Consider the following 26018-nt stretch of genomic DNA (forward strand, 5'->3'; position numbering starts at 1 on the left):
CATGCGAACCGTCGGCATCGACCTGGCTGCTGAACCCGCGAAAACAGCTGTCGCTACCGTCGATTGGGGTGAACGCTCGGCCCGCGTCGTCGGGCTGCAGCTCGGTGCGGCCGACACCGATCTGGTCGGGGCCGTCATCGGAGCCGATCGCTGTGGCATCGACGCCCCGTTCGGGTGGCCGGACGCGTTCGTGGACTTCGTGCTGGCGCATCACCAGCGGCGCCCGAGCCGGGAGCTCGCCCTGAGCAACCGGGCCGGACGGCTGCCGTTGGTGCGACGGCGGACGGACCGGGTGGTGCACGAGGCCACCGGGATCGTGCCGCTGAGCGTGTCGGCCGATCTGATCGCGCACGTGGCGCTGCGGTGCGCGGGCCTGCTGGCGCGGCTCGCGGTCGAGGGCATCGACGCCGATCGCATCGACGGGACCGTGGTCGAGGCGTATCCGGCGGCCGCACTGCAGCAGTGGGGTCTGCCCTTCCGTGGCTACAAGGGGACGACCAATCGGGAGAAGCTCGCGCAGTTGGTCGTGAAGTTCGCGGAAGCGGCGCCGTATCTGGATTTCGGCGGGTTTCGCGAAGCGTGTGAGTCCTCGGATGACGCGTTCGATGCGGTGGTGGCAGCGGTGATCGCGCGGGCGGCGGCCGTCGGGCAGACGCGGTTGCCGGATGCCGCCGACGCGGATGTCGCAGGTCGCGAGGGGTGGATCCACCTGCCGGCGGGGCCGTTGCCGGCACTGGTGTGATCGGGCGCTTTGATCCGTTCGCGATTCTCGCGCTCGAAGGGAACCGAACAGACCGGACTCGCGTCTGTTTATGGTGAAGCGGTCTGGAACGAGGGGAGGAGGTCCGGATGCGGGGCAAAGTCGTGGTCGGACTGATCGGTGCCGGTCTGCTGCTGGCGGGGTGCGGATCGGCAAGCGTGTCGGGGAACGCCGACGCCGAGGGAACTGCGGCAGGGGAGCCGGTGTTCAGTCCGTGTGATGACATACCGGACGAGGCCGTGCGCACTCTAGGGATGGATCCAGCTACGGAGTCACGGGACATTTACGGGGTGCAACAACCGGGCTGGAAGATCTGCGAGTGGCATGGTGCCGGTCCGTATTTGTCGGTGCTCTCGACGACCTACAGCCTCGACGACGTGCGCGCGAACGACAATTACACCGAATTCAGTGACATCGAGGTTGGGGGACGGCACGGCCTCTCCTTCAGAAAAATCTCAGAAGGTGACGGCCGAGCGTGCGAAGTGGCCGTGTCGTCGGGCACGGGTGCGGTTCTGCTGTCCGCGGCATATCTCGGAGTTGATCGTGTGATCGAAGACCCCTGTGTAATCGCGGAGCGCGCGGCGAGCCAGTTTGTCGAGTACATCCCTGCTTAGTGGAAAGGACCGCCGAATGGTTTGGGAATCGCTGAGCGGCGCGGTCGGGGCCGGCGAACTAGTCATGGAACGTGGAGTGGCACGCAACTGTGCCGAGCGGTGTTCGGCGTTCATCGAACAGCTGAAGGGTGTGCAGTCCAAGGCTCGCAGTCTCGAGTCGGTCGACGGGTTCGGCGGACTACTTCCGTCTGGAGTAGCACTCGCGGCCAAGTTCGAGCGTAAAGCGACCGGTGGCGACTACTCGCTCGATCGTGCGCTCGCCGATCACATTGCGGTTGTCGAGCAGATGCGCAGCGTTTTCGAAGCCATCGAGTCCCGCTACGTCGCAGCAGAAGAGGCCAATACGACGGCAGTCACGGCGGCGGGATCGCAAATCAACTGAGACTTCCGGGGCCGTGGTACTGAGGGGATGGCGCGGCCCCGGATCTGCCGTCGCCGGCGCGGGGCTGCGGCCGGTGCGACGAGGACTTGGAAGGAACTGGAGTCGCCGGAGGCTCCGATCTCGATCGTCGAGGGGAACCAAAGAGGTCGGCCCTGCGTCTGTTTATGGTGAAGCGGTCTGGAATGTAGGGGAGGAGGTCCGGATGCGGGGAAGTGCTGTGATCGGACTGATTGCTGCTGGCCTACTGGTGGCGGGGTGCGGGTCAGGAACGGTATCGGGGGAAGCGGATGCCGAAGGGACGGCAGCCGGGGAGCCCGTCTTCAGTCCGTGTGATGACATACCGAGTGACTTGTTGCGACAAGTGCAGGTTGATCCGAATTCTCCCGACCGGGACTTCGGGGGCGTTGACTATCCGGGCTGGAACCGGTGCCGATGGCCAGGTCGCGATTTCTCTGTCTCTGTGCTGGCGACAACTCTGCCGCTCGATGACATCCGAACGAGTGACAAGACGGTCGAAGAGCGAGATCAGCAAATTCAGGGCCGCCCTGCCCTGGTCTACCGGGATACGAGCGATGTCCGACGGGAGCGATGCAATGTGGCGGTCAGCACCGGCAGTGCGTCCTCCATCGTCCGGGTGAGCGTCTATCACCCCGACCAGGGACCCGAGCCGTGTGAGCTCGCGATGCAAACTGCCGCAGTCCTCAGCCCCGCCGTCCCCGGGTAGGTGAAATGATGTCGACGGGCTGGGAGTCGCTGGCAGCATCTGCAAACACGGGCGAGCTATACCTCGAGCGCGGTGTCGCGCAGCGATGCGCTGCCGGTTGCAACCAGTTCCTAGACGAACTCCGCGAACTGAGGGACCGAGCGGCGGAATTGGCAGTAGTCGAGGGTTTAGGCGACAGGCTTTCGTCCGGTGTCGCGCTCGCGTCGAAGTTCGCGCGCAAAGCCACTGGCGGCGACTACTCGCTCGATCGTGCGCTCGCCGACCACATCGCAATTGTCGAGCAGATGCGCACCGTCTTTGAGGCCATCGAATCCCGCTACGCCGCAGCGGAAGAAGCCAATGCGACCGCGGCGACAGCAGTAGAGTCGCAGATCAATTGAGACTTCCGGGGTCGCGGTACTGAGGGGATACCGCGGCCCCGGATATCGCCTCGGCGAGGGGGATCGACCGGGGCGACGAGATGAGGGGGGATGAGATGGGGCTGCCGAGCCTGACAGAGTTCGTCGACGGGATCCGCGAGGAAGTGGTCGACTTCGCCAAGAATCCACAGAACGCGGTGGTCGACCTGGTCACCGGCTTCGACCGGGACGAAGAGGCCCGCGTCCGCGACGAACAAGCCGCCGGCAACGCCGCCCGCAGCGACCTCTACGCCCGCCAAGCCGGCCTGTACGGCACCGCTGCCGGCTTCGACGACCCCGTCCTCACCTCACCCGAAGCGTTCGAGGCGATGTCCCACGAGGAGATCAAGGCCGCCGTCGACGCCATGAACGGCGAAACCCTCACCGCCAGTGCCGAGGGCTGGAAGAAGATCGGGGAGTCGATCGAGCAGTCCCTCAACGACTTCCGCGACTTCATCTCCGGCACCATCGCCGGCAACTGGGAAGGCGTCGCCGCCGACCGCGCCGAGCAGGCCACCGCCAAATACGCCGACGACTCCGCCCAACTCGCGAACGCCGGCAAACTCGTCGGCAGCAAGATCGAAGAAGCCGCCACCGGCGTCAACCAGGTCAAGGCCACCGTCCCGCCCGTCACCGAGCGCTCCCTCCTCGAACGCGCCTTCGATGCCGTCGCACCCACCGCGGGAGTCCTGAAGAGCATCCTCCACCAGCAGGATGAAGCCCACCAGGAAGCCATTCAGATCATGCGGACCGTGTACACCCCGGTGATGCAGCAGGCCGACACCATGGTGCCGAGACTCCCCGCGCCGCCGCAGGTCGCCGGCGGCCCGGGCCCGTCCGCGCCCCAGGGCTTCGGCGCCCCGTCCTCGGGATCGCCCACGTCGTACACGCCCTTCACCACCCCGGGAACAGGCACCACCGGCGCACCCGTCCCCACCGGCGGCGCACCGGGTCCCGGGACATTCGCCGACGACGGCGCCTACGCCGGCCCCAACCCCGCCGGCCCCGACCCGGCCGGCACCGACCCGTACGCGACCACCCCCGACACCGCCGCCGCGCAAGCCGGACCGGCCGACGCGTGGACGGCACCCGCTGCGGTGAACCCCGAGGACGGCACGCGTCTCGGCCAGTCCGGCCTCGGGAGCGGCGCCACCGCCGGAGCCACGCCGGGCAACCCGGGCAACCTGGGCGGTGCCGGAGTCGGCGGTGGCGCGGGCCTGGGCGGCGCGGGAAGCGCTGCCGGCGCAGGCGGCTCCGCGCCCGGCGGTTTCGTCGGCGGCGGCCTGGGCGCCAACGGCAGCACCCCGGGCGGTGGTGCGTCGAGCGGAACCTCGGCGACGACCGCGGCCGGGGCCCCCGCGGGATCCGCGACGGCGGCGACCACCGGCCGCAGCACCCCCGGCGCCGCCGGCATGATGCCGGGCGCCGGTGCCCGCGGGCGCGGAGACGGCGACAACGAGCACAAGACGCCCGGCTACCTGGTGAACGTCGACAACGGCAGCGAGCTGGTCGGCAGGTTGCCGCTGGCGGCGCCGCCGGTGATCGGAACGTAGTCGCGCAGCGCCGAAGCCGACACCGCCGCACGAAATCCGGACCGCCGACGAGACGAAACCCAGAACTGCAGCACCGCAACCACACTCGGACAGTCCCGAGCAGGCAGCGGTGACCGTGTCAGTTCTGCATCAACACCTGCTGGCCGGTCACCAGCGGATACACCGCCAGCTCTTTGCCGTCCAGATCTTCCCGATGCATGTCCACGCCGGTGATCTGGCTGTTCTCGTAGGTCCGGTAGTAGTAGATGCCCTTGTCGGTGTTGCAGCACGACGAATAGATGGTGATCTCGTACTTGTCACCCAGCCGCACCAGACCGCGCTGCTGTTCCACCGAACCCAGAATGTGGAAGAACTGGCTGATCGCCTCGGATTCCGAGCTGCCCGACACCGAATGCACGCGCGTGAAAGTCGCTTTCACGAACCGCGACGCCGACGACAGGTCGCCCGGCAGACCGAACGCACCCAGCCCCCGGCTGTAGGTATCGAGCTTCAACTGCTCGGAGAAATGGTTCTCCGGCGGATCCACCGACAGGCTCATGTAGTTGTTCAGATTGAACACCTGCATGTCGTAGGTGGGGTTGTTGGTGAGAACCTGCACCGGATTGTCGTACACGCGAAGGCCGTCCGCGACGGACTCCACGGTAATCGACTCGGTCCGGTCGGAGATGATCCAGTGCAGCGGGGAGAGCGGGAAGTGCGCACTGAACGGAATGTCGACCAGCCGCACGTCCGCCAACGCGCCGCGCACGTCCGCCACGGTCTCGAACTGTCCCAGGACCCACGGGATGAACTCGAACGGCGCAATGTTCGTCGCGTCCGGGGACTCGGGCTTGTAGTCGGCGTTCTCGGGGAAGTTCAGCCCCGCCATGCTCAGGCCCCTGTCGTTGGTGCCGTCGTAGTAGAGGGGGTAGCCGTCGGAGACCGTCGCAATCCCGATCATGGCGTGGTGGGTGACGAGTTCGGGTACCCGCCGGAAGGCGAACCGGAAGTTCCGCGGCGTGACGACGACCGTTTCGTGGTAGGAGATTTCGAGATCGAGATTGCGGCCGAAATAGTGGTCGCCGGCGGTGTAGTTGGCGGCTGTGCACACAGTGACTACCTCCGAACCTGCCCCGGATCTCCCTGTTGCGCGAGGGGCGAGAGCGGCAGTTTTTCCGATGGCGGGACAACCTTCTCGTGTTGCTCCACCATAGACGGGGGCGCGTGGCGCCACAACGGCTCCGGGGACGCGCCGGCGGGGGCGACAGAGCGCGGGCGACAGGGAGGAAACCGATGACACTGAACGACGTGTTCCTGCGGAGCGCGAAGGGCTTCAACACCGTCGTCATGGCGGCGATGAACGCGCCCGTGGTCGGCGAGTACGCCCGGCGGTTCGCCGCGCAGATCACCTACGTCGGCCGCAAGACCGGACGCACCATCTCCCTGGTCGTCGCCTACCGGCGCAGCGGCGACACCGTCACGATCGCGGTGGGGATGCCCGACCGCAAGAAATGGTGGCGCAACTTCCTCGGCGAGGGCGCGCCCATGACGCTCCGGCTCGGCGACGAAGAACGGACGGGCCACGCCGTCGCGCACCGCGACGAGCGCGGCGGCGTCGAGGTGACCGTGCAGCTCGACCCCGTCTGAACCGGCCCCGGCTACACCTTCACCGGGCCTGTGGCCAGGACGTCCAGGAACCGGCCGCGCACGTCGGCGATGTGCTCGTCGAGGTCGGCGACTTCCCAGTCCTTGGTGTCGATGGGATCCAGCACGTCCACGTAGACGACGCCGGGGTGCGCGACGAACGAGTTGCGCCACATCAGATCCCCGGCGTTGTGGATGACGATCGGCACGATCGGCACCTGCGCCTGCATCGCCAGATGGAACCCGCCCTTCTTGAACCGGCCCAGCCGCGGGGTGGGGGAGCGGGTGCCCTCCGGGGCGATCGCGATGGACGTGCCGCCCTTCAGCTTGTCGACCGCGGGGGCCAGCGCGGCCCGCGCCTGCGCGCTGTTCGCCCGGTCCACGTACGCCACGTCCAGCAGGGTCCCCACCGCCGCGAACCGCGGATCGTGCGCCGCCTCCTTCTTCGCCACCCCCGTCGCGTCCCGCTTGACCACCTTGCCGACCAGCAGCAGATCCAGCGAACTCTGGTGGTTGAACATGAACACCGCCGGCCGGTGCGCCCACGCGTTGTCCTCCCCGGTGATCCGCACGTCCACCCCGCAGATCGTCAGCGCCAGATCCGGACCGAACGTGCCCACCAGGTTCGCGGCCGTCCGCCGACTCCCGGTCAACACCCCGGCGGCGGCCCCCAGCGCGGTCGTCGCCATCAGTGCACTCAGCGCCGCACCGGTGCGCGCCGTCGCGACCGGCGTCGCCCCGCGCTCGGGCCGCGGCAGATTCACCGACAGCCAGCCCTCGGTCCGCGCGAGGCCCGCGAGCCTGCGGTCCGGGTTGAGCGCCACCGGCCGTCCCACCGAATCGAGCAGCGGAACATCCTCGATGCCATTGGAATACGCGAACGCCTCCGACAGCGGGGTGCCCGTCCGGTCGGCGAACTCGCGCACCGCCTTCGCCTTCTCGGCGCCCCACAGCGCCGGTCCGGTCAGCTTGCCGGTGAGGAGCCCGTCGACCACCTCCGGCCGGCTGCACAGCACGTCGTCGATGCCGAGATCGTCGGCGATGTACTGCGCCTGATACGGCGTCGCCGACGTCGCCATCACGATCCGGTGCCCGGCCCGGCGGTGCGCGGCCAGCAGCCGCCGCACCTCCGGGTAGATCGCCGACGCCAACTCCTGCCGGAACAGCCGCTGGCTCCACTCCTGCAGCTCGTCCTCGTTGCGGCCGGTCAGCCCCGTCACCGCGATCTCCATCAGCCGGCCCACGTCGGCGCCGCGGAACTGCGTGTCGATCGCCGCACCCGTGGTGCGCAGCAGCTCGGCGACGCTGATGTCGAAGCGGCGCAATCGGTCCCGGTACACCACACTGGCCGAGTAGCCGGCGATGAGGGTGCCGTCCAGATCGAACGCCGCGAGCGTCGACGGACCCTCCGGCGCCGCCTCGATGGCCGCGTACAGGTCCTTCACCCGGTTCATCGGCCCGTCTCCGTCCCCGCGGCGCCGGACGGGACGTCCACCGCCGCCGGGCCGCGCGCGTCGTCGAGCTTGGCGTGCGCGAGCGCCCGGATCTCCCGCACCCGCCGCACCAGCGTGCGGACCTCGTCCGCGAACTCGCGGCGCCGGTCGGCGACCGTGGGCTCGTCGGTCCCGATCAGGTTCCGGTTGCGGGCCAATTGCAGTGCGGTGCCGAACAACTCCGCCGAGATCGACTCGCTGCTGGCGATCTGCTGGCGCAACCGCTCCTGCTGGGCCAGGGCCAGGCACTCGGCGACGAACGACTTCTCGTCGAACTCCTGCGACACCGGCACGTCCAGCAGATGATCGGCCACCACCTGGTACGCCTCGAGGAACGGTTGCAGCACCCGGTGCGCCAGGTACGGGCGCACTCGCCCCAGCAGGTTCTGCACGTGCTCGGGGTTGGTCAGATCGTCCTCCCACATGGGGTCGATCAGGTTGAGCTCGGCCCGCAGCTCGTCGCGGAACCGGGTCTTCTCGCTGAAGAAGAACTCGAACTTGAGCAGGTCGCGGATCCGCAGCGCCTCGTGCCAGCCGTCGGTGAGCGGATCGGCGAACTGCTCGTCCACCGCCGCCATCACCACCATCTCGGCGATGGCCCGCACCACCAGGAAGTGGATCATGTTGTTGCGGTAGAACGCCGCCACCAGCCCCTGATCCTTGCCGAGGTAGTAGACCCGCTCGTTGCCCTCGTCGAACCGCCGCAGCACCCCCGAATCGACGTGCGTGAACAGCGCCCGGCGGATCACCTGCGGATTGGTCAGGTCGACGTCGCCGGCGGTGGGCAGCTTGCGGTCGGTGATGTAGTCGACCATCGGCCCCAGGATGAACGCCAGCTCGGGCACCGTGAGCGCGCGGTCCTCGATCCCCAGGAACGCCAGCATCACCAGCGACGACGCCGTGATGGGGGTGACCTCGTTGATGCAGTGCGAGACCTCGATGCCCGCCTTCTGCACCGCCAGCCGGAAGTCGTCCTCCCGCGCCAGCAGCGTCTTGAGCGACAGCGGCCGGCCCACCGACACGTGCGCGACCCCACGGCGCTGGCCCTGCGCGCGGACGTAGCCGACCATCCAGCGGAAGCTCTCCTTCCGCTTCTGCGCGCCCTGCGCCTCGGCGGCCATCGCGCTCACCTCGTACAGCTGGTCGTACACCAGCGACACCGGCACGAGGTACACATCGGAGGCGTCGCTGTCCTGGAACGCCTTCGCCAGATACGTCAGCAGCCCGTAGCGGGGCGGGCGCAGCTTGCCGGTGCGCGAGCGGCCGCCCTCGATGTACCACTCCAGGTTGAACCGCTTGTTGAGCAGGAACCGCATGTACTCGCGCAGCGTCCACTTGTAGATCTCGTCGCCGTCGAACTTGCGGCGGATGAACACCGTCCCGGACCGCTTGCTGATGGGGCCCACCGGCCAGAAGCTGACGTTGAGCCCACCCATCACGTGATTGAGTGGCAGATCGTTGGCGAGCAGCGCGGGCCGCAACACCAGCGGGTCCAGGTACGAGCGGTGGCTGGGCAGGAACACCAGCGAGTGCTCGCGGTTGAGTTCGCGCAGTTCCTCGAACCGGGTGGTGTCGACGTCCAGCCGGTACGCGCGAGAGAAGTAGCGGCCCAACTGGTCCCACAGCGCGATGGCGCGGCGGCTCTGCGCGGCCACCATCTCGTGCAGATCGGCGCGGGCCCGGCGATCCACCTCGGCCACCGTCAGGTCCAGCTGCGCGGCGAGCCGGCGGACACCGTTCGCGAACCGGTTGGTGTCGGTGATCTCCTCGACCACGAACCGCGACACCTTGTACTGGGTGCCGAGCAGGCCCCGCTCGGCGCGCTCGAGCGCGAGCGCGGCCTGCCGGCGGATGAACTCCGGCAGGGACCCGCCGCCCCGCTCGGCCAGCCGGTCGCGCAGCTCACGCAGCGTCGCGCCGTCACCCTCGATCACCCGGCACCGGGTGGGGTCGCTGCGCAGCACCCGCCGCTGCGCGTTGGGGCCCAGGTGCAGCGGATCGCGCGCCGCCAGCACGTCGCGCAGCCGGGCGCCGCGGTGACCGTTGGTGGTCTCGGGCATCCACACCACCCGCACCGGCGTCAGCAGCGGATCGTCGCCGCGGCGCGCGAGCTCGGCCATGTCCTGTTCGGTGGTCGTCACCACCGCGGGCCGCTCGCCGGACTCCGACTCGCGCCGGGTGAGCCACGTTCGCAGCACCCGGTCCTCGGTGTCGCTCGTCGGCTCGGTCAGATAGATGTGGTCGTGATTCTGCGACCCGGTCATCGCTGCGCTCCCTCCGATCCATCGACACCGGTGACGCCGCCGCCCAGTGCGCTCACCTCGTCGAGCCCCTCCTGCAGACACTGCATGAACACCGCCGGCTCGGTCACCGCCGCGGTGTCGAGATTGACGCCGACACAGCACGTGCCGACGTGCGAGACCATCGTGGCCATCACCGCGCATCCGGGGGCGGGCGCGAACGGGAACACCCGCTCGATCCGCGCGCCGGCCAGATACACCGGCACCGGCACCCCCGCCACGTTGGACGCCTGCAGGTCCAGGCCCCTGGACTGCGACAGGTACCACTCGGCGAGCAGCCGGGTGGGCAGCCGGACCAGCAGCGGCGACGCGGCCTCGACGATGTCGACGGCCGGTTCCTCGCGCAGCGCCAGCACGATCGCGCGGACCTTGCGGATCCGCCGCGCCGGATCGGCCTCGGTGGCCGGGCCGGCGAAGCGCACCGCGGCGATCCGGTTGCCGCCGGTCGCGTCGGCCGCGGCCCGCATGTTGATCGGCATGCCCATCGGGATCTTCCCGAGCGGCACCCCCATCTCCTCGTGGTAGCGCCGGTACCCGCCGAGCAGAGCGGCGATGTAGGCGTCGTTGACCGACCCGCCCGCGGCGTGCGCCGCGATCCGCAGGTCGTGCAGCGGCACCTCGAGCGTCCCGAACCAGCGGCCGAGGCCGCGGGCCCGCAGCAGCGGGGACCCGGTCGCGGGCGGCGGCTGGATCATCCGGCGCAGCGAGTTCGCGTAGTCGAGCACCTCCCCGGCGGTGTCGAACGGGCGGGTGGCGACCGTCCGCGCGGCGCGCGCGGTCCCCGACACCAGGCCCGCCAGCCGCGACGGCGCCCGCTTCGCCTCGGTGAGCAGCTCGCGGCCGAGCGCGGTGAAGTCGTTCAGATGCTCGGGCGGGGCGGGTTCGTGATCGGGTTTGTCGGGCGTCGGCTCGGGGCGGCGGCTGTGCAGCAGCGTCATCATCTGGATGCCGCCCATGCCGTCGGTCATGCTGTGGTGGGTCTTGACCACGTACACCGCGCGGCCGTCGTCGAGGCCCTCGACGAGCATCGCCATCCACGGCGGCCGGGCCTTGTCGAACGGCTCGGACGCCAGGTGCCGGCACAGCCGCAGGGCGTTGTCCAGATCCGCGGGTTCGGCCAGCCGCACCCGGCGCAGGTGGTAGTCCAGGTCGAACTCCGGATCCACCGACCAGACCGGGTTGCCCAGCCCGAACGCCGGTTCCACGGCCCGCATCCGAATCCGCGGGACGATGTGCGACGCCCACTCGTGCGCCCGCACCAGCCGGTGCCAGTCCGGGGCACGGTCGAGGATGTCGACCGCGACGATCGGGGTACGCAGCTCGGGCCGCACCTCCTCCATGCGCCACATCGCGGTCTCGAAGTCCGACATCGTCCGGCGCAGGCCCCATCCGACCGCGGACAGGTCGACGTCCACCGCGCTCGGTGGGATGAACGGCTGACCGTCGGCCATGGGCGCACTCCTCGACACGTCTCGGGTGTGGCCTCAAGTGTGGACCCGCGGGCGCGGCCTCGTCACCGAATTCGACGGTTCCCCGGTTCCGGACGATGCGGGCACCCGTACGTGTCGCGAACCGGGCACGGCTCGGATAGCGTTTGAGGGACTTCGATCCTTACCCCTGCGAAAGGACGCGGTCATTCCCCTCTATCAATTCCGGTGCGACCACTGCGGCTCCTTCGACCGCAGCTACTCGATGACGGCCGTCCCCGAGGCCGCCGACTGCCCGGCCTGCGCGGGTCCGGCGCGCCGGCAGATCACCGCGCCGCGGTTGGGGCACGGCAACTCCGCCCCGATGCGCCTGCTGGACGCGACCGCCCGGTCCGCCAGCGAGCCCGCGGTGGTGCAGGGCACGCGGCCCGGCGCCCGCCGCGCCACCCAGAAAGTCACCACCAATCCACTGCACCGAAAGTTGCCCCGCCCCTGAGCAAGACGACGACGCCCTGAGGAGACGCGTATGCCCGAGTTGCTGTTCCCGCTGGACTCGACCAAGAAGTTCACCGAGCAGGAGAAGATCGGCCACAACCGGTGGCACCCCGACATCCCCGCCGCGGTGACCGTCAAACCCGGTGACTCGTTCCGGGTGCACTGCCGCGAATGGTTCGACGGCGCCATCCACAACGACGACTCCGCCGACGACATCCTCAATGCACCGCTGACGACGGTGCACACGCTGTCCGGGCCGTTCGCGGTGGAGGGCGCCAAGCCCGGCGACCTGCTGATCGTCGACATCCTCGACCTCGGTCCCATCCCGCAGGAGGATTCCGGTCCGCTCGCCGGCCAGGGCTGGGGCTACACCGGCATCTTCCCGCGCGACAACGGCGGCGGCTTCCTCACCGAGCAGTTCCCCGACGCCTACAAGGCGGTGTGGGACTTCGCCGGGCAGACGGCCACCTCCCGGCACGTGCCGCACGTGAAGTTCACCGGCATCGTGCACCCAGGTCTCATGGGCACCGCGCCGTCGCACGAGCTGCTCGGCAAGTGGAACACCCGCGAGGCCGCGCTGATCGCGACCGACCCGGACCGGGTGCCGCCGCTGGCGCTGCCGCCGGAACCGCGCGACGCGATCCTCGGCACGCTCAGCGGCGCCGACTTCGACCGGGTGGCCGGCGAGGCGGCCCGCACCGCACCACCGCGGGAGAACGGCGGCAACCAGGACATCAAGAACCTCACCAAGGGCAGTCGCGTCTTCTACCCGGTGTACGTGGACGGCGCCCACCTGTCGGTGGGGGACTTGCACTTCTCGCAGGGCGACGGCGAGATCACGTTCTGCGGTGCCATCGAGATGGGCGGGTTCATCGACCTGCGGGTGGACATCATCAAGGGCGGGATGGAGACGTACGGCGTCACGGAGAACGCCATCTTCATGCCCGGCAACACCGACCCGCAGTACTCCGAGTGGCTGGCGTTCTCGGGCACCTCTGTGACCCTCGACGGCGAGCAGCGGTACCTCGACTCGCAGCTCGCGTACCAGCGCGCGTGCCTGCACGCGATCGACTACCTCACCAAGTTCGGCTACAGCCCCGAGCAGGCGTATCTGCTGCTGGGCGCCGCGCCCATCGAGGGCCGGTTCTCCGGCGTGGTCGACATCCCCAACTCGTGCGCCACGGTGTACCTGCCGACCGCCATCTTCGACTTCCCGGTCGCGCCGACGGCGGACGGGCCCGTGCAGATCGATCCCGGGATCGGCGCGCCGCACTCGGCCCGATAGAACGTTCGACCGCTTCCTCCGTGGCGCCGGGGACCGAGAGGTCTCCGGCGCCACGGAGCGGCCGGTGACGACCGAAAAGCAGATTTTCTGTGTCCGCGAAATGAACTGCGGTACAAAACCTTTGTCCCGAACTCCGTATGAATACACCGTTCGAGGCAAACCACGTTTCGTTACCCAATAGTGATGATCAAACCGTAACGGCTCGGTCATTCCTCGCGTTAGCGTCGAATGCATCGCCCAGCGCAATCGGAGCGTTACGCGATATCACCATCATCTACATCCTTGTTGCCCGGACCGTGATGTCCGTCGGAGCGGAATCGGGTCGGCGGGGAGAAAGGGGCGCGGAAACGTGAGCGCTTCGTCGCACACCGTCGAGCACTTCGTGTCGGCCATGTTCGCGTACGACTTCATGGAGGGCGGCGTCGACGTCGACGCGCTCGAGCGCATCCACCGCGGCGACGTGCGCGACTGGGTGACGGCCGTGGCCAGCTCCGGTCTGTTCACCAACGCGCAGGTCGAGCGCATCGACGCCGGGTGGCGCCACGATCCCCGGTCCCTGCTCGGGGCGCTGCTCTCCGAGGCGGACGAGATGACCGTCCGGCGGTACGAGACGACGTGGGCGTCCCTCGACCGGCTCGAGGCGCCCGCCGAGCGTCCGGCCGCCCTGGCCGTGGGTGGTTACAGCACCGCGGTCGCGCCGGCCTCCTTCACGATCGCCTGATCATCGGTCAGCATCCGGTACGGCACCCCGGCCGTCCGGCACGCCGCGACCATGCGGGCCGCCTCGTCGCCGGGGTGCGCCGGATCCGCGGTGCCGTCGGTGCCCGGCAGGCAGTGCGGCACGATCGCGAAGTCGACGAAACCCAAACCGTCCCAACGAGGTTCGATCCCGCACGCCGGGAGCACCTCGGCCGGGTCGTCGGCGCTGTCGACGCCGACCAGTGACGGCGCCATGGCGCACGCCCCGGCGCTGTAGCCCGCGTACGCCGTCCGGTCGTCGCGGATCAGCGCGCTCAGCACCGCGTCGCCGCCGCTGCGGGCCAGCTGCGCCCGCAGCACGAACGTGTTGCCGCCCCGCACCCACACCGCGCCGAACGCCGACAGCGTGTCCGCGAGCCGGTCCGGGGCGCCGACGAAGTCGCGCAGATCCACCTCGGTGGGCGCGAACCCCAGCCGCCGCAGCGGAACGACGTCGCTGACCACCGCCGACTCCCGGGCCCGGGCCGGCCACGCATCGGCGGCGTTCGCGATCACCGCGATCGGGCCCGGCCCGCCGACCAGCTCCACGAAGCGGTCGACGTGCGCGCCGAAGCGATAGGAGGACAGGAACAGGCGCACGGCGCGGTCAGATCGTGAACGCCAGATGGTCGACGATCCGCCGACCCACCTCGGTGTCGCCGGCCAGCTCGAACTCAGACGCGTGCTCGGCGGCCGTCGTGCGCCCGCCCGCCAGCCGGGTGAACAGCCGCGAGTCCATCGCGACGGTCGACGTCGCCGGCCTGGACAGCTGCGGGACCACCGCCGCGCGGCCGTCCACCTCGACGTGGATCGACCGGGCGAGGGGACCGGAGAGCTCGAACGTCACCCGGGCGCCGTCGGGTGCGTGTCCGAGCTTGCCGACGACGAAACCGAGCGCCGCCGTGATCTCCTCGAACGCGAGATCGCCGCGGCTGCCGCCCTCGTCGCCGCCCGGCAACCCGAGTGCGTCGCGGATGTCGTGCTCGTGCATCCAGCAGTCGAACACGCGGATGCGCATGAAGCGGCCGTAGGTGGCCGGCCCGGCCGGGGTGACCGCGGGGGCGTCGAAGTCGGCCTGGGTCATCGCGGTGAGCACCTCCCGACGGGTGGAGGTGATCTCGCGGAACATCGTGAGGATCTGCTGCCCGGTGTGGGCGCGCAGGCCCTCGACCCAGCGCTCGTTGAGGGCGCCGATCTCGTTGCGCACGTGGGGGAGTGCGTGCACGTCGATCGCGGTCTCCGGCGGGGTCAGTCCCGACAGCAGTGATTCGGTGCCGATGATGTGGGAGACGACGTCGCGCACGGTCCAGCCGGGCAGCGCGGTGGGGGTGAGCCACGCGTCGCCCTCCACCGTGGACAGCACGTCGTCGAGCACCGCCCACTGCTCCGACAGCGCGTCGACCAGCCGGCCCTGCAGGAATTCGCTCATGAATCGCTCTCCGTTCCCGGGAGGTCGCGGACCTCGCCTCGATCGATGCTCTGCCAGTCGCGGCCCCGGACGTAGGGTTCCAGCGCCCGGCCGATGTCCGCCGCCTCCGCCGGACCCTTCACCCGCTGCAGCTCGTACACGTGCGGAAACTCCAACAGTTCGGTCACCGTGTTCCACAACCGCACCGCCGCCTCGCCCTCGGGCGGATCGATCAGCACGGGCCCGAAGAACGCGGTGCCCTGCACGAACAGCGTCGGCACCCCGAACCCGCCCGCGCCGATCACACGCTCGTGGTCGGCGCGGACGTCGTCGTGGGTGGTGGGATCGGCCAACGCGGCGCCGAGCAGTTCGGGATCGAGCCCGAGGCGCTCGAGCAGCGCGCGGGCGACCTCCGGGTCGTGCGGTTTGCCGCCGTCGACGTGCAGCAGGTGCCCGATCGCGAAGTACCAGCGGTCCAGCAGGTCCATGCTCTCCCGGCGCAGCAGCGCCCCGATCCGCATGAGCGACCACCCGTACGACCACTCCCGCTCCCAGGGGTGCTTCTGGTCCTCGCGGCGGTTGACCTCCTCGAGGCTGAAGAACCGCCAGTCGATGTCGATCGCCGTCTCGGCGCGCACGTGCCGGATCCAGCGCGACGCGTGGAACGCGAACGGGCACATCGGGTCGAAGTGGAATTCGACCGAGGTGATCGGCTCGGCGTTCGGGTCCGTGGTCACCCTGTCACTCTAGGACCGATCGCCGTCGGGAGCGACGATCTCGCGCGACGGCACCGGCGCGCCGATGCCGATCCGATTCGGTCGAAACCACCACGGAAACGGCGCGGACGGTGGACGATCGACTCGGATCGATCGCGCGAATCGTCGTTCACATGAGGAGCTGCCCGTGTTTCCCGGAAACTTCGTCGCCACCACTCCCGACAAGCCCGCGGTCATTCGGCCCGCGACCGGCGAGCAGCTCACCTACCGGCAGCTCGACGAGCGGTCGCTGCGGCTGGCGCACTACCTGCGCGGGGTGGGGTTGTGCCCCGGTGATCACGTCGCCGTCGTCGCGGGCAACGACCTGCGAGTCCTCGAGGTGTACTGGGCGGCGCTGCGATCCGGGCTTTACATCACCGCGGTGAACTGGCACCTCACGCCGGCCGAGGCCGCGTACGTCGTCGACGACTGCGAGGCGTCGGTGCTGGTCGCCTCGGCGGACGCGGTGGGCACGTTGCCGGCCGACGGCGGCGGCCTGCCGAAGGTCCGCCACCGGCTCGCGTTCGGCGGCGCGGTCGACGGCTACGACGACTACGACGCGGTGCTGGCGGCGCAGTCCACCGAACCGCTCGCCGCACAGCCGCGCGGGCAGGACATGCTGTACTCGTCGGGCACCACCGGCCGGCCCAAGGGCATCGAGCCGCGGCTGCCCGAGGGGCAGGTCCACGACACCATGGACCCGTACACCGCGGTGTTCGCGCCGATGTACGGCTTCGACGCCGACACCGTCTACCTGTGTCCGGCGCCGCTGTATCACGCTGCGCCGCTGCGGTTCTGCGGCACGATCAACTCGGTCGGCGGGACGGTGATCGTGATGGACCGGTTCGACGCGGAGGACGCGCTGGGGCTGATCGAGCGCTACCGGGTCACCCACAGTCAGTGGGTGCCGACGATGTTCGTCCGAATGCTCAAGCTGCCCAGGCAGGTTCGGGATCGCTACGACATGTCGAGCATGAAGGTGGCGGTGCACGCCGCCGCCCCGTGCCCGATCGAGGTCAAGCGCGCGATGATCGACTGGTGGGGGCCGGTGATCCACGAGTACTACGCGTCGACGGAGGGCTCGGGTGGCACGTTCATCGACAGCGTCCAGGCGCTCGCGCATCCCGGCTCGGTGGGCCGCGACGGCGTCATGGGCGTCGTGCGCATCTGCGACGACGCGGGCCGCGAGTTGGCGGCCGGTGAGATCGGCACCGTGTACTGGGAGCGCGAGGAGCTGCCGTTCCGCTACCACAACGATCCGGCCAAGACCGCCGCCGCGCAGCACCCCGGCCACCCGACGTGGACCACCAGCGGCGACATCGGCTACCTCGACGACGAGCGGTACCTCTATCTCACCGACCGGGCGGCGTTCACCATCATCTCGGGCGGGGTGAACATCTACCCGCAGGAGTCGGAGAACGTGCTCACCCTCCATCCCAAGGTGTACGACGTCGCGGTCATCGGGGTTCCGCACGAGGAGATGGGGGAGGAGGTCAAGGCCGTGGTCCAGTTGGCGGACGGTGTGACCGGCGACGCGGACGTCGAACGCGAGCTCCTCGACTACGTGCGTGAGCGCGTCGCGCACTACAAGGCCCCCAAGTCGGTCGACTTCGTCGACGCGTTGCCCCGCACCCCCACCGGCAAGCTGGTCAAGCACGCGTTGCGCGCCCGGTACGCGGTCGCGTGAGCGTCAGTCGGGCTGTTCGAACTCGACGAGGAAGTCCCGCAGCACCACCGCCTGGCTGTGCTCGAGGTCCTTGGTCGCGGTCAGCAGGATCAGGGGGCGGTCCTCGGCGAGCGTCAGGACCCGGTCGACCGCGGTGCGGCCGGCCGGAGATTCCAGCTCCGCGAGATAGCGGAGGCGAAACTCCGCGAACTCTGCTACGTCGTGGCTGTACCACCGGCGCAGTTCCGTGGACGGCGCCAGGTCCTTGGCCCAGTCGTCGTAGTGGAACGAGTCCTTGCGCAGCCCGCGCGGCCACAGCCGGTCGACGAACACCCGGAAGCCGTCCTCCGCGCCCGGATGGTCGTACACACGTTCGACGTCGATCGCCCTTCCGGTCATCTGCCACCTCCGCAATCGTGGGCCGATTCCGACGATAAGTTACATCTGTGTGAAATAGTGAGCTGTATCACAAAAAGCGCTGGATCCAGTGGTAGACGTCTGTTCGGACTCGATTCAGACGTTTGCGGCGACTTGCGTGTGTTCCCTTGCTCACGGTAGTTCTGCTTACCATCGTGGACCACTTGCATCGAGCGGGCCATCATCCGCCGATCGCTCGATAGTTGCCGCCCGTCGCGGCAGGCACACCATCTACCGCAGGAAGTCGAAACATTGGATACATCGAAGAGCGCGGCACTGGTGCGCCCATCGGTCGGCGTCGTTCGGGAGACGAGCGACGGCGAGCGACGGGTCGCGCTCGTGCCGAAGGTCGTGGCCTCCCTGGCCGGCAAGGGCGTCGACGTCGTCGTCGAACCCGGAGCCGGGCTGGGCGCGTTGATCCCGGACGAGCTGTACAAGGAGGCCGGCGCGACGATCGGTGACGCGTGGGCGTGTGACGTCGTCGCCAAGGTCGCGCCGCCGTCGGACGCCGAGGTCGGCAAGCTCCGCTCGGGGCAGACGCTGATCGGGTTCCTGGCCCCGCGCAACGCCGAGAACCAGATCGGTGCCCTGGCCGCCGCGGGGGTGAGCGCGTTCGCCGTGGAGGCGATCCCGCGTATCTCCCGGGCCCAGGTGATGGACGCGCTGTCGTCGCAGGCCAACGTCGCCGGCTACAAGGCCGTGCTGGTCGCCGCGTCGGAGTCCACCCGGTTCTTCCCGATGCTGACCACCGCGGCCGGCACCGTGAAGCCCGCGACCGTGCTGGTCCTGGGTGTGGGTGTCGCCGGTCTGCAGGCGCTGGCGACCGCCAAGCGTCTCGGTGGCCGCACCACCGGCTACGACGTGCGCCCCGAGGTCGCCGACCAGGTCCGCTCCGTCGGCGCGCAGTGGCTCGACCTCGGCATCGACGCGGCCGGAGAGGGCGGGTACGCCCGCGAACTCACCGACGCCGAGCGCGCGCAGCAGCAGCAGGCGCTCGAGGACGCCATCAAGGGCTTCGACGTCGTCATCACCACCGCGCTGGTCCCGGGCCGGCCCGCGCCGCGCCTGGTGACCGCCGCCGCGGTGGAGGGCATGAAGCCGGGCAGCGTGATCGTCGACCTCGCCGGCGAGACCGGCGGCAACTGCGAGCTCACCGAGCCCGGCCAGACCGTCGTCAAGCACGGCGTCACCATCTGCTCGCCGCTCAACCTGCCGGCCACCATGCCCGAGCACGCGTCCGAGCTGTACTCCAAGAACGTCGCGGCCCTGCTCGAGTTGATGCTCGACGAGAACGGCGGGTTCGCGCCCGACTTCTCCGACGAGATCCTCGACGGCGCGTGCGTGACCCGCTCGAAGGAGAACTCCTAGATGTACACCGAACTGCTGGCGAACATCGCGATCCTGGTCCTCGCCGGGTTCGTGGGCTTCGCGGTCATCTCCAAGGTGCCGAACACGCTGCACACGCCGCTGATGTCGGGCACCAACGCCATCCACGGCATCGTCGTGCTGGGCGCGCTGGTCGTGCTCGGTCACCTGCCGTCGGACGCGCCGTGGTCGATCAAGGTCATCCTGTTCGTCGCGCTCGTGTTCGGCACCCTGAACGTCGTCGGCGGCTTCGTGGTCACCGACCGCATGCTCGCGATGTTCAAGCCCAAGAAGGACGCCGCCGGCTCTCGGAAGGACGGGGCAGTCGAGAAGAAGGGTGCTGACGCCTGATGAGCTACCTCGTCACGATCCTCTACATCGTCGCGTTCGCGATGTTCATCTACGGTCTGTCCGGTCTGACCGGCCCGAAGACCGCGGTGCGTGGTAACTACATCGCCGCCGTCGGCATGGTCGTCGCGGTCGTCGCCGTGCTCATCGACATCCGCGACACCGACAACTGGATCCTCATCATCGGCGGCCTGCTCGTCGGTATCGTGCTCGGCGTCCCGCCGGCGCTGCGGACCAAGATGACGGCGATGCCGCAGCTGGTGGCGCTGTTCAACGGCGTGGGTGGCGGCACGGTCGCCCTCATCGCCTGGGCCGAGTTCCTCAACTCGGACGGCTTCACCACCGTCGACGCGGTGCCGTCGGTGCCGTTCGTCGTCGGCTCGCTGTTCGCCGCGATCATCGGCTCGGTCTCCTTCTGGGGCTCGCTGGTGGCGTTCGCGAAGCTGCAGGAGCTGCTGAACAAGAACTTCGAGAAGAAGGTCGTCGCGTCGGCGAAGGCGTTCCAGCTGGCGAACATCGTGCTGGCGCTGGTCTCGATCGGCATCGCGATCTACATCGGCGTCCAGGCCGACCCGGCCAACGAGCCCACCTCCGCGCTGTGGATCGTCGGCCTGCTGATCGCCGCCGGCATCATGGGCCTGTTCGTGGTGCTGCCCATCGGCGGCGCCGACATGCCCGTCGTCATCTCGCTGCTCAACGCGCTCACCGGTCTGTCGGCCGCGGCCGCGGGTCTGGCGCTCAACAACCAGGCGATGATCGTCGCCGGCATGATCGTCGGCGCGTCGGGCTCGATCCTGACCAACCTCATGGCCAAGGCCATGAACCGCTCCATCCCGGCCATCATCTTCGGTTCGTTCGGCGGCGGTGACGCCGGTGGCGCCGGTGCGACCGCGTCCGGTGGCACCGTGAAGGCCACCTCGGCGTCGGATGCGGCCATCCAAATGGCGTACGCCAACCAGGTCATCGTCGTCCCCGGCTACGGTCTCGCCGTCGCGCAGGCCCAGCACGCGGTCAAGGAGATGGCGGCGCTGCTCGAGGAGAAGGGTGTCGAGGTCAAGTACGCGATCCACCCGGTCGCCGGTCGTATGCCCGGCCACATGAACGTCCTGCTCGCCGAGGCCGACGTCGCGTACGACGCGATGAAGGAGATGGACGACATCAACGGCGAGTTCGCGCGCACCGACGTCACCGTCGTCATCGGCGCCAACGACGTCACCAACCCGGCCGCGCGTGAGGACTCGAGCTCGCCGATCTACGGCATGCCGATTCTCAACGTCGACCAGTCCAAGTCGGTCATCGTGCTCAAGCGCTCGATGTCGTCGGGCTACGCCGGCATCGACAACCCGCTGTTCACCGCGGACCAGACCTCGATGCTGTTCGGAGACGCCAAGAAGATGGTTTCCGAGGTCACCGAGGAGCTCAAGGCCCTGTAGCCCCGGCGCACCCCGGAAGACGAAGACGGCAGCTGGCGGTCGATCCCCCTCCGCCCGTCAGCTGAAGGGACCCTGCACTCGCTCCCAGCGGGTGAAGGGTCCCTTCAGCCGTTGCCGGGGAGGGGCTCAGCCGACGGTCACCGGGCGCGTCGCCGGACGGCGCACCGCGCCGGCGAACCGGGCCGCGGCGAGGGCGCACACCAGCGGCACGATCATCGCGACGGTGAGCGGCACAAGGTGCGTGAGCCAGCCGATGGTCGCGGGTCCGGCGAGGAAGCCGAGGTAGCCCATGCCCACCACCCGGGACATGTCGGCACCCGCCGCACCCGTCCCGAGGTTGCCCGCGGCGGTGAAGATCTGCGGCACGCAGCCGGACAGCCCGAGCCCGAACAGCGCCCACCCGAGCAGCGTCGTCGGCAGCCAGCCCGACACCACCACCGTCGCCATCCCGGCCGCCGCGAGCAGCGCGCCGTACCGCACCACCGCGACCGGCCCCAGCGCGGAACTGAAACGGTCGGCGGTGAACCGGCCCACCGTCATCGTCAGCGAGAACGTCCCGAACGCGAGCGCGGCGACGGCGCCGGACGCGCCCAGGTGCTCCTTGACCTGCAGCGTGCTCCAGTCGTTGGCGACACCCTCGGCGAGCATCAGCACGAACGCCAGCGCGCCCAGCCCCAGCACCCGCGGCGAGTACCGACCCCGCGGCGCGTGCTCGTGGTGTTCGGGACGCGGGTGCGCCGACAACGGCAGCAGCCGCGGCGTGCACACCGCGATCGCCGCGACCCCGAGCAGCGACGACCCGCCGAGCGCGGCCACCGGCGGCCAGCCGAGCGCGAGCGTCGCCGCGCCGACGAGCGAGCCGACGACGCCGCCGATCGAGAACATCCCGTGGAACGCCGCCATGATCGGCCGCCGGTACGCCTGCTCGACGAGCACGGCCTGCGAGTTCATCGACACGTCCAGCGCGCCGTTGCCGAACCCGAAGATCGCCAGCGCCAGCCCCAGCTGCCACGCGTTGGACGCCAGACCGGGCCCGATGGTCGCGACCGCCAGCAGGGTCCCGCTGAGCGCTACCAGCAACCGGCTGCCGAACCGGTCGGCCAGCGGCCCCGACAGCTGCATGCCGGCGATCGCGCCGACGGCCAGGAGCAGCAGCAGCGACCCCAGCGTCGAGTGGGCGATGTTCGTTCGGGTCTCGATCTCCGGGATGTGGACCACCCACATGGCGAGCAGGTAGCCGTTGATCCCGAAGACGCCGAAGATCGCGGCCCGGGCGGCCCGCAGGGAGGAGGGGGGCTCGGTTCGGGTGTCCACGTTCCCCTTTGTACCGAACTCTCGCGAGAGCTGAAGGGTCCCTTCGTACGCTCGCAACCCGTGAAGGGACCCTTCAGCTGACGGCGGGAGGTGGGCGTCAGAGCCGGCCGAGCAGCACCGGCACCGGGTCGGTGAGGGCGGCGCCGAGGTCGGCGAGGAAGTTCGACGCCTGCTCGCCGTCGACCAGTCGATGGTCGACGGTGACGCTCAGGGTGGTTACGTCCCGCACCGCGAGCTCGTCGTCCACCACCCACGGCCGCCGGTTGATCGCCCCGAGCGCGACGATCGCCGCCTCGCCCGGATTCAGGATCGGGGTGCCGGTGTCGACGCCGTATACCCCGACGTTGGTGACGGTGATCGTGCCGCCGGTCAGGTCCGCGGGGGTCGCCCGCCCGGCCCGCGCACGGTCGGTGAGCTCGCCGATCGCGCGGCACAGCGCCGGCAACGTCAGGGTCTCGGCGTCCCTGACGTGGGGCACCACCAGCCCGCGTGCGGTCGCGGTGGCGATACCGAGGTCGACGTAGTGCTTGGTGACGATCTCCCCGGTCTCCTCCGACCACGACGCGTTCAGCGACGGGTGCGCGCGCAGCACCGCCAGCATCGCGCCGGCGACCAGCACCAGCGGCGTGGGATGCAGGTCCGCGAAGGGCGGTGCCGTCCGCAGCCGGGCCAGCAGCTCCACCGTCCCGGTGACGTCGACGGTGAGGAACTCGGTCACGTGCGGCGCGGTGAAGGCGCTTGCGACCATCGCCGACGCGGTCTCCCGGCGCACGCCGCGGATCGGGGTGCGGGTCTCGCGGGCAGCGCCGGACGCGGCGGGGGTGGCGGGGGTGGGCGTGGTCTGCAGCCGGGCCCGGTGGACGTCGTCGACGGTGACGGCCCCGCCCGGCCCGGTGCCGACGACGGCCGCGAGGTCGAGGCCCAGCTCGCGGGCGGCGCGGCGGGCGGCCGGGACGGCGTCGACCCCGGGGCCCGGCGGGTGCGCCGCCGCGGGCCGTCGGCGCCGGCTCGGGACCGGGTCGGAGGGCCCGTACCCGACGAGCACCGCCGTGCGCGCCGGACCGTCGGACGGCCCGCCGGACGGCTCGGCGGTCCGTTCGTCGGCCGCCGCGGAGGCGATTCGGATCAGCGGCGCCCCCACGGGCACGGTGTCCCCGGGTTCCGCCAGCACCTCCCGCACCACCCCGGCGAACGGCGACGGCAGTTCCACGAGCGCCTTCGCGGTCTCGACCTCCGCGATGACCTGGTTGAGGGCGACGGTGTCGCCGGCCGCGACCGCCCACGCCACGATCTCGGCCTCGGTGAGGCCCTCGCCGAGGTCGGGCAGCCGGAACTCCTCGATGCTCATGCCGCCAACACCTCGTCGACGGCGTCCAGGATCCGGTCGGCGTCCGGCACGTGGTGCTTCTCGAGCCGGGCCGGCGGGTACGGGATGTCGAAGCCGCCGACCCGGCGGACGGGCGCCTCGAGCCGGTAGAAGCAGCGTTCGGCGACCCGCGCGGCGATCTCGGCGCCCAGCCCCACGAACACGGGTGCCTCGTGCACCACCACGAGGCGGCCGGTGCGCCGGACCGAGCTCTCGACGGTGGCGAAGTCGACGGGGGACAGCGACCGCAGGTCCACCACCTCGAGCGAGGTGCCCTCGCCGACGGCGACGTCGGCGGCCTGCAGCGCGGTCGGCACCATCGCCCCGTACGCGACCACGGTGGCGTCGGTGCCGGCGCGCACGATGCGTGCCGCGTCGGCCGGCAGGTCGGGCGGCGCGTCCACGTCCACCGGGCCGCGATCCCAGTACCGGCGCTTGGGTTCCAGGAACACCACCGGGTCGTCGAGCGCGATCGCCTGCCGGATCATCGCGAACGCGTCCGCGGGCGTGGCGGGCGCCATCACCCGCAGCCCGGCGGTGTGCGCGAAGTACGCCTCCGGGGACTCCGAATGGTGCTCGACGGCGCCGATCCCGCCGCCGTACGGGATGCGAATCGTCAACGGCGCCTTCACCTGTCCGCGGGTGCGGTAGTGGATCTTGGCCACCTGCGAGACGATCTGGTCGAACGCGGGGTAGACGAACCCGTCGAACTGGATCTCGCACACCGGCCGGTAGCCGCGGAGCGCGAGCCCGAAAGCCGTTCCCACGATGCCGGATTCGGCGAGCGGGGTGTCGATGACGCGGGCCGGACCGAAATCCTTCTGCAACGCGTCGGTGATCCGGAAGACGCCACCGAGCCGGCCGACGTCCTCGCCCATGAGCAGCACCGTGGGGTCGTCCTCGAGCGCGCGGCGCAGACCGGCGTTGAGTGCGGCGCCCAGCGTGAGCGTGGTCGTGGTCATGGCAGGGCCTCCTCGCCGGTGTCGACGCGGTCGAGGTACGCCCGGTAGGCGGCGCGTTCCTCGGCGATCAGCGGGTGGTCGGTGGCGTAGACGTGGTCGAACAGCTCGTCGGGCCCGGGGTCCGGGGCGTCGAGGGTCCCGGACCGCAACCGGGCGGCTACGGCGTCGGCGCGGGCCTCCACCCGCGCGGTCAGTGCGTCGTCGAACAGCCCCTCCCGCCCGAGGAGCCGGCGCAACCGGTCGATCGGATCGCGGGCCCGCCACACCTCGTCCTCGGCCGCCGTCCGGTACCGGGTGGGATCGTCCGCCGTGGTGTGCGGGCCCATCCGGTACGTGATGGCCTCGACGAACACCGGTCCGCCGCCGTCGCGGACGCGCCGGGCGGCCTGACGGGTGACGGCCAGCACCGCGAGCACGTCGTTGCCGTCCACCCGGACGGCGGGCATGCCGAACCCCGCCGCGCGGGCCGCGATGGGGCTGGGACTTTGCAACTCCACCGGTTCGCTGATGGCCCACTGGTTGTTCTGGCAGAAGAACAGCACCGGCGCGGCGAAGCTGACCGCGAAGCCCAGCGCCTCCGAGATGTCGCCCTGGCTGGTGGCACCGTCACCGAAGTAGACGACGGTCGCGATCTCCGCGCCGTCGAGGTGCACGCCCATCGCATACCCCGTGGCGTGCAACCCCTGCGCGCCCACCACGATGGCCGGGTTGGTCAGGTTCACCGTCGCGGGATCCCAGCCGGAGTATGCGCAGCCGCGCCACAGGCGGGTGAGCACCGCCGGGTCCACGCCCCGGCAGTACGCGACCGCGTGCTCGCGGTAGCTGGTGAAGATGTAGTCGTCGGGTTCGAGTGCCCGCACCGAACCGACCTGGGCGGCCTCCTGACCCAGCAGTGGGGCCCAGATGCCGAGCCGGCCCTGTCGCTGCAGGGCGGTGGCCTCGGCGTCGATGCGACGCGCGACCACCATGTCCTCGTACAGGTTCCGCAGCTCGTCCGGGCCCACGTCGGCCGCGAGGGCCGCGAGGTCCGGTCGGTGTACGCGCCGTCCGTCGGGTTGGACGAGCTGCACCGGAAAGTCACTTCTGTCGGCCATGGGTCACCTCGCCGGCTCGGCCGTCCGGCGGTCGCCTCGTGAGCGGATGCCGGGCGGGTGTGCTCTACCTCACAGCATCCGCGTTTTCGCGATCTGCG

26 protein-coding genes are annotated in these 26018 nt (G+C 70.0%); 14 read left to right on the forward strand and 12 right to left on the reverse strand.

Annotated elements, in window-relative coordinates:
• Nucleotide 1 precedes the first annotated feature (1 nt).
• The 6 genes from E7742_RS04190 (at nt 2) to E7742_RS04215 (ending at nt 4431) form a co-directional block, all read left to right on the forward strand.
• Nucleotides 2-742: a DUF429 domain-containing protein gene (locus E7742_RS04190; RefSeq protein ID WP_137797793.1), complete on the forward strand. Its 741-nt coding sequence runs from the start codon at nt 2-4 to the stop codon at nt 740-742.
• A 107-nt stretch (nt 743-849) separates the two neighbouring features.
• On the forward strand, nt 850-1374 hold the full coding sequence (locus E7742_RS04195) for a DUF3558 domain-containing protein (RefSeq protein ID WP_137797794.1): 525 nt from the start codon (nt 850-852) through the stop codon (nt 1372-1374).
• A 16-nt stretch (nt 1375-1390) separates the two neighbouring features.
• On the forward strand, nt 1391-1756 hold the full coding sequence (locus E7742_RS04200; RefSeq protein ID WP_137797795.1) for a hypothetical protein: 366 nt from the start codon (nt 1391-1393) through the stop codon (nt 1754-1756).
• A gap of 202 nt (nt 1757-1958) precedes the next feature.
• Nucleotides 1959-2480: a DUF3558 domain-containing protein gene (locus tag E7742_RS23705; RefSeq protein WP_137797796.1), complete on the forward strand. Its 522-nt coding sequence runs from the start codon at nt 1959-1961 to the stop codon at nt 2478-2480.
• Nucleotides 2481-2488: 8 nt separating this feature from the next.
• A complete protein-coding gene (locus E7742_RS04210; RefSeq protein ID WP_254699158.1) occupies nt 2489-2860 on the forward strand; it encodes a hypothetical protein in 372 nt (123 codons plus the stop codon).
• An 80-nt stretch (nt 2861-2940) separates the two neighbouring features.
• Nucleotides 2941-4431 carry a PPE domain-containing protein gene (locus tag E7742_RS04215; protein ID WP_137797798.1) on the forward strand — a complete coding sequence of 497 codons (1491 nt, stop codon included), beginning with the start codon at nt 2941-2943 and terminating at the stop codon, nt 4429-4431.
• Nucleotides 4432-4549: 118 nt separating this feature from the next.
• Here the strand turns inward: E7742_RS04215 and bsh are convergent, their stop codons facing one another.
• Nucleotides 4550-5521, reverse strand: a complete 972-nt coding sequence (gene bsh / locus E7742_RS04220; RefSeq protein WP_137797799.1) for a choloylglycine hydrolase — start codon at nt 5519-5521, stop codon at nt 4550-4552.
• 182 nt (nt 5522-5703) lie between these two features.
• Here bsh and E7742_RS04225 point away from each other — a divergent pair, with 182 nt between their 5' ends.
• A complete protein-coding gene (locus tag E7742_RS04225; protein WP_137797800.1) occupies nt 5704-6057 on the forward strand; it encodes a hypothetical protein in 354 nt (117 codons plus the stop codon).
• An 11-nt stretch (nt 6058-6068) separates the two neighbouring features.
• On the opposite strand, the gene E7742_RS04230 is transcribed toward E7742_RS04225, so the two are convergent.
• Genes E7742_RS04230 through E7742_RS04240 form a run of 3 tightly spaced genes read right to left on the reverse strand, consistent with a single transcriptional unit; the run spans nt 6069 to nt 11298 of the window.
• Complete coding sequence (locus E7742_RS04230; protein WP_137797801.1) at nt 6069-7508, reverse strand: HAD-IB family hydrolase; 1440 nt, start codon at nt 7506-7508, stop codon at nt 6069-6071.
• Nucleotides 7505-9811, reverse strand: a complete 2307-nt coding sequence (locus E7742_RS04235; RefSeq protein ID WP_137797802.1) for a glycerol-3-phosphate 1-O-acyltransferase — start codon at nt 9809-9811, stop codon at nt 7505-7507. The genes E7742_RS04230 and E7742_RS04235 overlap by 4 nt, the downstream gene beginning before the upstream one ends.
• Nucleotides 9808-11298 (reverse strand): wax ester/triacylglycerol synthase domain-containing protein, encoded by a 1491-nt coding sequence (locus E7742_RS04240; protein ID WP_137797803.1) that lies wholly within the window; start codon nt 11296-11298, stop codon nt 9808-9810. Before E7742_RS04240 ends, E7742_RS04235 begins: the two co-directional genes overlap by 4 nt.
• A 184-nt stretch (nt 11299-11482) precedes the next feature.
• Between E7742_RS04240 and E7742_RS23430 the strand changes: the two genes are divergently transcribed.
• From E7742_RS23430 to E7742_RS04255, 3 genes are all read left to right on the forward strand, one after another.
• Entirely contained in the window at nt 11483-11770 is a 288-nt protein-coding gene (locus tag E7742_RS23430) for an FmdB family zinc ribbon protein (protein WP_254699263.1), read from the forward strand.
• A gap of 30 nt (nt 11771-11800) precedes the next feature.
• Nucleotides 11801-13054 carry a formamidase gene (gene fmdA, locus E7742_RS04250; RefSeq protein WP_137797805.1) on the forward strand — a complete coding sequence of 418 codons (1254 nt, stop codon included), beginning with the start codon at nt 11801-11803 and terminating at the stop codon, nt 13052-13054.
• Between the two features lie 349 nt (nt 13055-13403).
• Complete coding sequence (locus tag E7742_RS04255; RefSeq protein WP_254699159.1) at nt 13404-13775, forward strand: hypothetical protein; 372 nt, start codon at nt 13404-13406, stop codon at nt 13773-13775.
• Here the strand turns inward: E7742_RS04255 and E7742_RS04260 are convergent.
• Genes E7742_RS04260 through E7742_RS04270 form a run of 3 tightly spaced genes read right to left on the reverse strand, consistent with a single transcriptional unit; the run spans nt 13733 to nt 15910 of the window.
• Nucleotides 13733-14392: a Type 1 glutamine amidotransferase-like domain-containing protein gene (locus E7742_RS04260; RefSeq protein WP_137797806.1), complete on the reverse strand. Its 660-nt coding sequence runs from the start codon at nt 14390-14392 to the stop codon at nt 13733-13735. The genes E7742_RS04255 and E7742_RS04260 overlap by 43 nt on opposite strands.
• Nucleotides 14393-14399: 7 nt before the next feature.
• Nucleotides 14400-15221 (reverse strand): maleylpyruvate isomerase family mycothiol-dependent enzyme, encoded by an 822-nt coding sequence (locus E7742_RS04265; RefSeq protein WP_137797807.1) that lies wholly within the window; start codon nt 15219-15221, stop codon nt 14400-14402.
• Nucleotides 15218-15910 carry a mycothiol-dependent nitroreductase Rv2466c family protein gene (locus E7742_RS04270; protein ID WP_175420572.1) on the reverse strand — a complete coding sequence of 231 codons (693 nt, stop codon included), beginning with the start codon at nt 15908-15910 and terminating at the stop codon, nt 15218-15220. Before E7742_RS04270 ends, E7742_RS04265 begins: the two co-directional genes overlap by 4 nt.
• Nucleotides 15911-16103: 193 nt before the next feature.
• Between E7742_RS04270 and E7742_RS04275 the strand changes: the two genes are divergently transcribed.
• Nucleotides 16104-17642 carry an AMP-binding protein gene (locus E7742_RS04275; RefSeq protein ID WP_137797808.1) on the forward strand — a complete coding sequence of 513 codons (1539 nt, stop codon included), beginning with the start codon at nt 16104-16106 and terminating at the stop codon, nt 17640-17642.
• A gap of 3 nt (nt 17643-17645) precedes the next feature.
• Here the strand turns inward: E7742_RS04275 and E7742_RS04280 are convergent, their stop codons facing one another.
• Entirely contained in the window at nt 17646-18020 is a 375-nt protein-coding gene (locus E7742_RS04280; protein WP_137797809.1) for a DUF488 domain-containing protein, read from the reverse strand.
• 270 nt (nt 18021-18290) lie between these two features.
• On the opposite strand from E7742_RS04280, the gene E7742_RS04285 reads away from it, so the two are divergent.
• The 3 genes from E7742_RS04285 to E7742_RS04295 are packed head-to-tail and all read left to right on the forward strand — an operon-like array spanning nt 18291 to nt 21184.
• Complete coding sequence (locus E7742_RS04285; protein ID WP_137797810.1) at nt 18291-19406, forward strand: Re/Si-specific NAD(P)(+) transhydrogenase subunit alpha; 1116 nt, start codon at nt 18291-18293, stop codon at nt 19404-19406.
• Complete coding sequence (locus E7742_RS04290) at nt 19407-19754, forward strand: NAD(P) transhydrogenase subunit alpha (protein WP_137797811.1); 348 nt, start codon at nt 19407-19409, stop codon at nt 19752-19754.
• Nucleotides 19754-21184, forward strand: coding sequence for an NAD(P)(+) transhydrogenase (Re/Si-specific) subunit beta (locus E7742_RS04295; RefSeq protein ID WP_137797812.1), 1431 nt, complete (start codon nt 19754-19756; stop codon nt 21182-21184). The genes E7742_RS04290 and E7742_RS04295 overlap by 1 nt, the downstream gene beginning before the upstream one ends.
• Before the next feature lie 126 nt (nt 21185-21310).
• Here the strand turns inward: E7742_RS04295 and E7742_RS04300 are convergent, their stop codons facing one another.
• The 4 genes from E7742_RS04300 to pdhA all read right to left on the reverse strand — a co-directional run bounded on the left by E7742_RS04300 (nt 21311) and on the right by pdhA (nt 25920).
• The gene (locus E7742_RS04300; protein WP_441346909.1) at nt 21311-22408 is read right to left on the reverse strand and encodes an MFS transporter; all 1098 of its coding nucleotides are present in this window, start codon (nt 22406-22408) and stop codon (nt 21311-21313) included.
• Between the two features lie 187 nt (nt 22409-22595).
• Nucleotides 22596-23846 carry a dihydrolipoamide acetyltransferase family protein gene (locus E7742_RS04305; RefSeq protein ID WP_137797814.1) on the reverse strand — a complete coding sequence of 417 codons (1251 nt, stop codon included), beginning with the start codon at nt 23844-23846 and terminating at the stop codon, nt 22596-22598.
• Complete coding sequence (locus E7742_RS04310; RefSeq protein ID WP_137797815.1) at nt 23843-24826, reverse strand: alpha-ketoacid dehydrogenase subunit beta; 984 nt, start codon at nt 24824-24826, stop codon at nt 23843-23845. Before E7742_RS04310 ends, E7742_RS04305 begins: the two co-directional genes overlap by 4 nt.
• A complete protein-coding gene (gene pdhA, locus E7742_RS04315) occupies nt 24823-25920 on the reverse strand; it encodes a pyruvate dehydrogenase (acetyl-transferring) E1 component subunit alpha (RefSeq protein WP_137797816.1) in 1098 nt (365 codons plus the stop codon). Before pdhA ends, E7742_RS04310 begins: the two co-directional genes overlap by 4 nt.
• Nucleotides 25921-26018 lie beyond the last annotated feature (98 nt).

Source organism: Rhodococcus sp. SGAir0479, from assembly GCF_005484805.1.
In the GTDB taxonomy this organism is placed as follows: Bacteria; Actinomycetota; Actinomycetes; order Mycobacteriales; family Mycobacteriaceae; genus Prescottella.

Excerpts from the sequence above, each read along its gene's own strand:
- E7742_RS04190 (WP_137797793.1), top strand. The coding sequence starts at position 2 with ATGCGAACCGTCGGCATCGACCTGGCTGCTGAACCCGCGAAAACAGCT.
- E7742_RS04195 (WP_137797794.1), top strand. The coding sequence starts at position 850 with ATGCGGGGCAAAGTCGTGGTCGGACTGATCGGTGCCGGTCTGCTGCTG.
- E7742_RS04200 (WP_137797795.1), top strand. The coding sequence starts at position 1,391 with ATGGTTTGGGAATCGCTGAGCGGCGCGGTCGGGGCCGGCGAACTAGTC.
- E7742_RS23705 (WP_137797796.1), top strand. The coding sequence starts at position 1,959 with ATGCGGGGAAGTGCTGTGATCGGACTGATTGCTGCTGGCCTACTGGTG.
- E7742_RS04210 (WP_254699158.1), top strand. The coding sequence starts at position 2,489 with ATGTCGACGGGCTGGGAGTCGCTGGCAGCATCTGCAAACACGGGCGAG.
- E7742_RS04215 (WP_137797798.1), top strand. The coding sequence starts at position 2,941 with ATGAGGGGGGATGAGATGGGGCTGCCGAGCCTGACAGAGTTCGTCGAC.
- E7742_RS04225 (WP_137797800.1), top strand. The coding sequence starts at position 5,704 with ATGACACTGAACGACGTGTTCCTGCGGAGCGCGAAGGGCTTCAACACC.
- E7742_RS04230 (WP_137797801.1), bottom strand. The coding sequence starts at position 7,508 with ATGAACCGGGTGAAGGACCTGTACGCGGCCATCGAGGCGGCGCCGGAG.
- E7742_RS04235 (WP_137797802.1), bottom strand. The coding sequence starts at position 9,811 with ATGACCGGGTCGCAGAATCACGACCACATCTATCTGACCGAGCCGACG.
- E7742_RS04240 (WP_137797803.1), bottom strand. The coding sequence starts at position 11,298 with ATGGCCGACGGTCAGCCGTTCATCCCACCGAGCGCGGTGGACGTCGAC.
- fmdA (WP_137797805.1), top strand. The coding sequence starts at position 11,801 with ATGCCCGAGTTGCTGTTCCCGCTGGACTCGACCAAGAAGTTCACCGAG.
- E7742_RS04265 (WP_137797807.1), bottom strand. The coding sequence starts at position 15,221 with ATGAGCGAATTCCTGCAGGGCCGGCTGGTCGACGCGCTGTCGGAGCAG.
- E7742_RS04280 (WP_137797809.1), bottom strand. The coding sequence starts at position 18,020 with ATGACCGGAAGGGCGATCGACGTCGAACGTGTGTACGACCATCCGGGC.
- E7742_RS04290 (WP_137797811.1), top strand. The coding sequence starts at position 19,407 with ATGTACACCGAACTGCTGGCGAACATCGCGATCCTGGTCCTCGCCGGG.
- E7742_RS04295 (WP_137797812.1), top strand. The coding sequence starts at position 19,754 with ATGAGCTACCTCGTCACGATCCTCTACATCGTCGCGTTCGCGATGTTC.
- E7742_RS04300 (WP_441346909.1), bottom strand. The coding sequence starts at position 22,408 with ATGTGGGTGGTCCACATCCCGGAGATCGAGACCCGAACGAACATCGCC.
- E7742_RS04305 (WP_137797814.1), bottom strand. The coding sequence starts at position 23,846 with ATGAGCATCGAGGAGTTCCGGCTGCCCGACCTCGGCGAGGGCCTCACC.
- E7742_RS04310 (WP_137797815.1), bottom strand. The coding sequence starts at position 24,826 with ATGACCACGACCACGCTCACGCTGGGCGCCGCACTCAACGCCGGTCTG.
- pdhA (WP_137797816.1), bottom strand. The coding sequence starts at position 25,920 with ATGGCCGACAGAAGTGACTTTCCGGTGCAGCTCGTCCAACCCGACGGA.